Source organism: Deltaproteobacteria bacterium (assembly GCA_003696105.1).
Classification (GTDB): Bacteria; Myxococcota_A; Polyangia; order Haliangiales; family J016; genus J016.
Window position 1 is genome coordinate 1 of record RFGE01000223.1, and the last position, 7,238, is coordinate 7,238.

The 7,238-nt window shown below is 73.4% G+C and carries 9 protein-coding genes; 8 read left to right on the forward strand and 1 reads right to left on the reverse strand.

Translation table 11 applies throughout. From position 1 onward, the window contains the following. The 8 genes from metG to D6689_14950 form a co-directional block, all read left to right on the forward strand. Positions 1-1,240 (forward strand): methionine--tRNA ligase subunit beta (gene metG / locus D6689_14915; protein RMH40035.1); only part of this gene is annotated, 1,240 nt, incomplete at its 5' end. 9 nt (positions 1,241-1,249) lie between these two features. Next, positions 1,250-1,696 (forward strand): hypothetical protein, encoded by a 447-nt coding sequence (locus D6689_14920; protein RMH40036.1) that lies wholly within the window; start codon positions 1,250-1,252, stop codon positions 1,694-1,696. A 21-nt stretch (positions 1,697-1,717) separates the two neighbouring features. Continuing rightward, positions 1,718-2,194: a hypothetical protein gene (locus tag D6689_14925; GenBank protein RMH40037.1), complete on the forward strand. Its 477-nt coding sequence runs from the start codon at positions 1,718-1,720 to the stop codon at positions 2,192-2,194. Positions 2,195-2,209: 15 nt separating this feature from the next. Then, positions 2,210-3,208, forward strand: coding sequence for a HEAT repeat domain-containing protein (locus D6689_14930; protein ID RMH40038.1), 999 nt, complete (start codon positions 2,210-2,212; stop codon positions 3,206-3,208). Then, on the forward strand, positions 3,205-4,023 hold the full coding sequence (locus tag D6689_14935; protein RMH40039.1) for a TatD family deoxyribonuclease: 819 nt from the start codon (positions 3,205-3,207) through the stop codon (positions 4,021-4,023). Before D6689_14930 ends, D6689_14935 begins: the two co-directional genes overlap by 4 nt. Before the next feature lie 70 nt (positions 4,024-4,093). Then, entirely contained in the window at positions 4,094-4,828 is a 735-nt protein-coding gene (locus tag D6689_14940; GenBank protein RMH40040.1) for a 50S ribosomal protein L3, read from the forward strand. A 70-nt stretch (positions 4,829-4,898) separates the two neighbouring features. Beyond that, a complete protein-coding gene (locus tag D6689_14945) occupies positions 4,899-5,528 on the forward strand; it encodes an RlmE family RNA methyltransferase (protein ID RMH40041.1) in 630 nt (209 codons plus the stop codon). Next, a complete protein-coding gene (locus D6689_14950; GenBank protein ID RMH40042.1) occupies positions 5,336-6,112 on the forward strand; it encodes a threonylcarbamoyl-AMP synthase in 777 nt (258 codons plus the stop codon). Before D6689_14945 ends, D6689_14950 begins: the two co-directional genes overlap by 193 nt. Positions 6,113-6,131: 19 nt before the next feature. On the opposite strand, the gene D6689_14955 is transcribed toward D6689_14950, so the two are convergent. Then, positions 6,132-7,208 (reverse strand): hypothetical protein, encoded by a 1,077-nt coding sequence (locus D6689_14955; GenBank protein RMH40043.1) that lies wholly within the window; start codon positions 7,206-7,208, stop codon positions 6,132-6,134. Between the last annotated feature and the right edge of the window lie 30 nt (positions 7,209-7,238).

The following is a 7,238-nucleotide window of genomic DNA, read 5'->3' on the forward strand; positions in this document are numbered from 1 at the left end:
CGCCGACCTGTACGCGCGATACTGGCCGGCCGACTGCCACCTCATCGGCAAGGACATCCTGCGATTTCACGCAGTGTACTGGCCCTGCTTCTTGCTGTCCGCGAAGCTGCCGCTGCCCAAGTCGATCGTCGTGACCGGCTTTTGGAACGTCAGCGGCAAGAAGATCAGCAAGTCGATCCCGGCGACGCGCGTCGACCCGGTCGCGCTCGCCGACGACATCGGCGTCGATGCGCTCCGCTACTTCCTGCTGCGCGAAAAGCCGCTCGGTCTCGACGGCGACTTCCGCTACGAGAGCGTGGTCGGCCGCTACAACGCCGAGCTGGCCAACGACCTCGGCAACCTCCTGCACCGCACGATCACGATGACGGACAAGTTCTGCGGCGGGCGCGTGCCGGCCGCGGGTCCGGCCGCCGCAGCCGAACTCGCGGCGCTGGCCGACGAGGTGGCGGCCGCCAGCGGCCGCGCCTGGGAGGCCTACGAACCGTCGCGCGCGCTCGAGGAGGTATGGCGGCTCGTGCGCGCCGCCAACCAGTACGTCGATCAGGCGCAACCGTGGAAGCTGGCCAAGGCCGGTGACAGCGGCGCGGTCGCGGGCGTCATGCGCGCCGCGCTCGAAGCCGTGACCTGGTGCGCTCTGCTGATGGCGCCCGCTTTGCCCCACAAGGCCGACGAGATCCTCGCCCGCCTCGGGGTCGGGGACGCGGACCGGACGGCGCAGCTCAGCCGGTGGCCGGAGCCGGGATCGTTCGGAACCCTGCTGCCGGCCGGCCTCACCGTGTCCCGGGGCGAGCCGCTGTTTCCGCGCATCGACGACGACCGAGCCGAGGCGCTGTACGCCAAGTGGATGGGCGACGCCGGGCTGTCGGCGCCCGCCGCGGACGCCGCCGGCGCGCCGCCGGACGCCGCCGGCCGGCCGCTCGTGTCCTTCGACGACTTCCAGCGCCTGGACCTGCGCGTTGCGCAGGTCGTGGCCGCCGAGCGCGTGCCGAAGGCCGACCGGCTGCTGCGGCTGGAGCTCGACGTCGGTCCGCTCGGGCGCCGGCAGGTGGTCGCCGGCATCGCCGCCGCGTACTCCCCCGAGCAGCTCGTCGGGCGCAAAGTCATCTTCCTCGCGAACCTCGAGCCGGCTACGATCCGGGGGGTCCGGTCGGAGGGCATGGTGCTCGCCGCGGGGGACGACGCGATCGTCGGCCTGTCGGCGGTCGACACGGACGTACCCCCGGGTACCATTATCCGCTAAGGAGGAGGCGTGAGTTCACCCCGTCGAGAACAGCGGCGCGCTCTGCGCATTGCGGTCCACATCCCGACGCTGATCGAACCGGTCGGCCAGCCGGCGCTGCGGCTGCACGATGACCTGGCCGCCGTGTACGAGCGCGTCGCCGCGTCGACCGACCGGATCGGCGACACCCTGCCCGGGGTCGTCCGCGACCTGTCGACCAATGGGGCCTTCATCGCGTGCGAACCGCTGCCGCTGCTGTCGCGCGTCGCCTTCACCTTCCCGCTCGACGGCTTCGGTCAGGTCGAGGCGATCGCGTGGACGCTGTGGCGGCGGCGCGAGGACTGCACGATTCCGGGACCCGACGGCACGCCGGTCGACCTGCCGCGCGGGTTCGGCGTGCTGTTCGAGGCGATCCCGCTCGACGCGCGCATGGCGATCCACGAGCTGGTCAGTCGCGCGGCGCGCGCGCCGGCGTGACGCACCGGCTCCCGAGCTGTCGTGACCGCGACGGAGTTCCGCTTTCTCCCGCGCTATCGCGCCTACGCGTGGACGGCGATCGCGCTCGGCGTCGCCACGGCCGTCGCGGCGCTCGTAGGCGGCGCTCGCGGCCGCGCGCTGTGGACGGCCGTCGGATTCGGCGGCGGTGCGGCGGCGCTCGCGGCGCTGTACTTGCGCTCGCCCGTGTGGCGCTACCGGCTGCGCGTCGACGATCGCGGCGTCGAGCTGGTCGACCACCACGGCGACCGCCGGTTTCTCGTCGAGTGGACCGACGTCGTGCGTTGCGTCGCGTCGCCCGACACCCGCACCCTCGCGCTCGACGGCGGCGGCCCCGAGCGTACCGTCGTCGTCCCCGGCCCGGGCGCGCCGGCCCCCTACGACGTCGCCGACAAAGACGAGCTGTACGAAGCGATCGTCCGCCGCGTCCCGCCGGAGCGGATCGAACGCGTCGATCTGGTAGAACTGGCGCGCCGCTGACGCGGCCCCCTGTCGATGTTCGCCCGCTCGGTCACCATCACCTTCGACGCAGCCGTCCGCGACCTCGCACACGGCTCGGACGCGCGCACGCGCGCCGACGCCGCCGTCGCGTTGGCTGACGCCGCCCCGGGCGCCGAGCGCCACCGCGCCGTGGACGCGCTGATCGCCGCGCTGGCCGACGATCACCCCGACGTCCGCGGCGCCGCGGCCCACGCACTCGGCCACCTCGGCGACGCGCGCGCGGTGCCGGCGCTGGTCGCCGGGCTCGACGACGACGCGCCCATCGCGCGCCAATCGTGCGCGATCGCGCTCGGGCGCATCGGCGACGACGCGGCGTTCGAGCCGCTGCGCCGCGCGCTGCGCGACGGCCCGCCCGACGTCCGGTTCCAGGCGGCGACGTCGCTGGTCGACGTCGCGGGGATCCGCGCGCTGCCGGCGCTGCTCGCCGCGCTCGACGACGACGACGGTGAAGTGCTGTCGGCCGTCGCCCTCGGGCTCGGCGCACTCGGCGACCCGCGTGCCGCCGACCCCCTCGCGCGGCTGCTCGACCACGCCCGCCGTCAGACGCGATTCGACGCCGCGTACGCGCTCGCCGCCCTCGGCGATGCGCGCGGCGTCGACGAACTGGCGGCCGCGCTCGACGACCGCGCGCTGGCGTGGTCCGCGATCGAGGCGCTCGAGCGCGCCGGTGACGCGCGCGCCATCCCCGCCGTGGCCCGCGCGCTCGCGCGGCCGCTGTATCCCCGGCCAATGCGCGTCCGCGCCGCCCAGGCGGCGCTGGCGCTCGGCGCGACCGGCGACGCCGAACGCGCCGCCCGCGCGGTGCTGTGCGACGCGCTGCGCGCGTGGCGGTTCGACGTGCGCGCGCTGGCCGTCGACGCGCTGGCCGCCGTCGGCGGCGCCTGGGCCGCCGCCCCACTCCAACGCCTGCGCGCGGCGCGACGCGGCCGCCGCCTGCGCGACGACATCGACCGCGCGCTGCGCGCGTGCAAGACCCGAGGCTCCTCCACATGACCGACAAGCCCTGTTCCTCCGCGCCGATCGAGTGGATCGACTCCCACGCGCACATCGACGGCCCCGAGTTCGACGCCGACCGCGACGACGTGATCGCGCGCGCCCGCGCCGCCTGCGTGACCGACATCGTCGTCGTCGGCGCCGCCGGCGACCTCGCCACCGCGGAGCGCGCGGTCCGCCTCGCGGCCGGCCACGAGCGGCTGCACGCGACGGTCGGCGTCCATCCGCACGATGCCGCCAAGCTCGCGCCGGACTGGTGGGAGCCGCTCGAGCGGCTCGCGCGGGCCGACTGCGTGTGCGCCATCGGCGAAACCGGGCTCGACTACCACTACGACCACTCGCCGCGCGACGTGCAGCGGCGGCGGTTCGCCGAGTTCGTCGAGCTGGCGCGCCGCGTCGGCAAGCCGGTGGTGTGTCACATCCGCGACGCGCACGCCGACGCCAAGGCGATCTTGCGCGAAACCGGCGCGGCCGAGGTCGGCGCAGTCGTCCACTGCTTCACCGGCACGCCCGACGACGCGCGCGACTACGTCGACCTGGGTTGCTACGTGTCCTTTTCCGGCATCGTCACGTTCCCGTCGCGCAGCTGCGAGCCGATCCGCGCGGCCGTGCGGCAGGTGCCGCTGGATCGCGTGTTGGTGGAAACCGACTGCCCGTACCTGGCGCCGGTGCCGCACCGGGGCCGGCGCAACGAGCCGGCGTGGGTCGCGCAAACCGGCGAAGTCGTGGCGCGCGCCGCCGGGATCGACGTGGCGGTCCTCGCGGCCGCGACGACCGCTAACGCCCGGAGATTCTTCCGCTTGACAGCGGCGTGAGCCGCGGGTATACACGCGCGTCCCGACACGCGAGCAACCGGCGACGCCGCCGATTTCAGGAGTCTACGTCATGGCAGAGCGAATGGGCCTTTTGGGAAAGAAGCTGGGGATGACCCAGGTGTACGCCCAGGACGGCGAGTGCATCCCGGTCACCGTCATCCTCACCCGCCCCAACGTCGTCGTGGGCAAGCGCACGATCGAGCGCGACGGCTACTCCGCTCTGCAGCTCGGCTTCGAGGAAAAGCCCGAGCGGCTGGTCACGCGGCCCGAGCGCGGCGCCTTCGTCAAGGCCAAGGTCAAGCCGATGCGCGTGGTGCGCGAGTTGCGCCTGCCGCCGGACAAGGTCGCCCAGTACGAGGTCGGCCAGATCGTGTCGGCCAAGGACGTGTTCGTCGCCGGCCGGCCGATCGACGTCACCGGCACGACCAAGGGCCGCGGCACCCAGGGCGTCATCAAACGCCACGGCATGGCCGGCACCAAGGCCAGCCACGGCGTGCACGAGTACTTCCGGCACGGCGGATCGATCGGCTGTCGGCTCACGCCCGGCCACGTCAAAAGGGGCAAGCGCATGGCGGGCCGCATGGGCGTCGACCGCAAGACCGTGCAAAACCTCGAGCTGGTCGACGTCGACGACGAGCGCGGGCTCGTGCTCGTGCGCGGCGCCGTACCGGGCCCGCGCAACGGCTACGTGCTCGTGCGCGTCGCCACCAAGAAGGACGTCTACCACAAGCGCGGACGCAGCGCGGAGCAGGAGCGGTCGAAGAACCCGCTGAAGGCCTCCAAGAAGGCCGCGGCGGGCCGCTAGCGGCTGCCGGCGCGGGCCGGTGCGGACACATCCCATCGGCCCGCGATCTCCGCCCCACGCGACACGAGCGATGGCGCGATCGAAGCTGTCGGACCGGCGCGCGCGCCACGACCACTACCACCAGCGCGCGCGCCGAGAGGGCTATGCGGCTCGCAGCGTGTTCAAGCTGTCCGAGATCGACCGGCGTTTCGGCTTGCTTCGCCCCGGCGCTCGCGTGCTCGACCTGGGCTGTCGCCCGGGCTCGTGGCTACAGTATTGCCGCCAGCGCGGTGCGTCGGCGCTGGTCGGGGTGGATCGCTCGCCGCTCGACATCGACGTACCCGGCGCGCGCATCGTGGTCGGCGACGTCCACGCCGTCGAGCCGGCGGCGCTACTGGCCGAACTCGCGCTCGCAGGCGCCCCGGCCGACGCTCGCTTCGACGTGGTCCTGTCGGACATGGCGCCGGACACCAGCGGCATCCGCCACGCGGATCAGGCGCGCTCCGAAGCCCTGTTCGAGCGCGCGCTGTGGATCGCCCGGCACACGCTCACCCGCGGCGGCCACTTCGTCGGCAAGCTGTTTCAGGGGCCGGAATTTCAGCGGCTCGTCGCCGACTGCCGCGCGTCGTTCGACGCGGTCAAGATGGTCAAGCCCAAGGGCAGCCGGCAACAGTCGATCGAACAGTACGTCGTCGCCCGCGGATTCCGAGGTCTGCCGTGATCCGGCTCGACATCGACCCCGATCGCATCGATCCGCGCGCGATTCGCCGCGCGGTCGCCGTACTGCACGACGGCGGTGTCGCGGCCTACCCGACCGACACGGTCTACGCGTTGGGTTGTGCGCTCGAGGCGCGCAAGGCGACCGAGAAAATCTACCGCGTGAAAAAAATGGATCGCCACCACCGCCTCGCGCTCATCTGTCCGGACGTCGCCACGGCCGCGCAGTTCGGTCACTTCACGCGCGATGCGTACCGCCTCGCCCGCCGATTGCTGCCGGGGCCGTATACGTTCGTCGTCCCGGCTACCGCGGACGTCCCGCGCACGGTACTCGACCGCAAGCGCCGCCAGGTCGGCCTGCGCGTGCCGAACCACCCGATCGCGCTCGCGCTCGCGCGCGAACTCGGCCGTCCGCTGTTGACGACCAGCGCCGGCGCGACCCTCGACGACACGCTCACTGCGTACGGCACCGCCGTCGACGTCGCCATCGACGGCGGCCCGACGCTCGGCGAGCCGTCGACGGTGTTGCGCGTGGACGCCGACGGCGTCGAGGTCTTGCGCGAGGGCGCAGGGCCGATCGACTGGTGACCCGCCCGCCGGCGGGATGTCATCGCCGCCGCCGCCGGCGCTTGTCCGGCGCGGCCGCGTCGGGATCGACGAGGGCGGCGACGCGCGCGATCTCCTCGGCCGACGCCCCCTTTTTCGCCGCGCGCTCGAGCGCCTGACGCGCCTGGCCCCGGTCCTCGTCGCTCGGCGAGCCGGCGACGAGCGCCTCTGCGAACGCCAACTCGTCGGCCGCCGTCGCGACGTTCGCCCCGATCACATCGACGAGTTGCTCGAGCGCGGCGTTCGGATCGCCGAGCGCGAGCAGCGTACGTCCCATGAGCGCGCGCGCCGGAAGGTAGGTCGGGTTCTGGTCCAGCGCCGCCTTCAAGTGTTTCTCCGCGGCCTCGAGCGCGCCGCCATCGAGCGCCATGCGCGCCAGCTCGACGTGCGCGCGGTACGCCAGCGCATTCGGGTACTCGTCGCTGACGTCTTCGAGCGACTGCTCGAAGCGGCGGCGCGCTGCGTCGGCCCGACCGGCGATCCGCAGCGCGAGACCGTGCACCGTCTTGGCGTCCTTTGCTTTGGCCTGCAAGCCCAGCTTGGTGAGCGCCTGGTCGGCATCGCGCCGCGCGCGCCCGCCGACGACGTAGCGCGCCGCCTCGCGCCACATTGCGACCTCCGGATCCCCTGGCGCGAGGGTCGCCGCCTTGTCGAGTTCGGCCAGCGCGTCCTCGTACTTGCCCGCGTCGAACAGCGCGCGGCCGCGCACCTTGCGCACGACCGGCGCGTCGATCCCGTCTACGTTCGCGACGGCCGCATCCGCCAGGCCGCTGGCGAGCAACAACTCCGCGTCGAGCGCGGCGACGAGCGGATAGCGGTCCGGCTCCGCCCCGGCCCAGCGGATGCGCCGCCGCGCCTTGAGCGCCGCCTCTACGCGGCCGAGGTCGAGCTGCGCGAGCGCGACCCGCGCGAGAAAGCGCGGCGCGTCGATGCCCGTGGCGCTCGCGAGCGCCTTGCCCATCTCCTCGTAGTCCTCGAGCTGGCGATGGGTCGACACCAGCGCGAGCGCCTTCCACGCGGCGACCTTGGGACCGGCGTCGTCGCTGAGGCCCACGTTGATGTCGTCGACGGCTTCCACCGCTTCGCTGTAGCGCTCGGACCGAGCGAG

What these genes read in the sequence shown, in the direction of transcription:
- D6689_14945 (RMH40041.1), top strand. Translation starts at nt 4,899, where the DNA reads ATGGCGCGATCGAAGCTGTCGGACCGGCGCGCGCGCCACGACCACTAC.
- D6689_14930 (RMH40038.1), top strand. Translation starts at nt 2,210, where the DNA reads ATGTTCGCCCGCTCGGTCACCATCACCTTCGACGCAGCCGTCCGCGAC.
- D6689_14940 (RMH40040.1), top strand. Translation starts at nt 4,094, where the DNA reads ATGGCAGAGCGAATGGGCCTTTTGGGAAAGAAGCTGGGGATGACCCAG.
- D6689_14935 (RMH40039.1), top strand. Translation starts at nt 3,205, where the DNA reads ATGACCGACAAGCCCTGTTCCTCCGCGCCGATCGAGTGGATCGACTCC.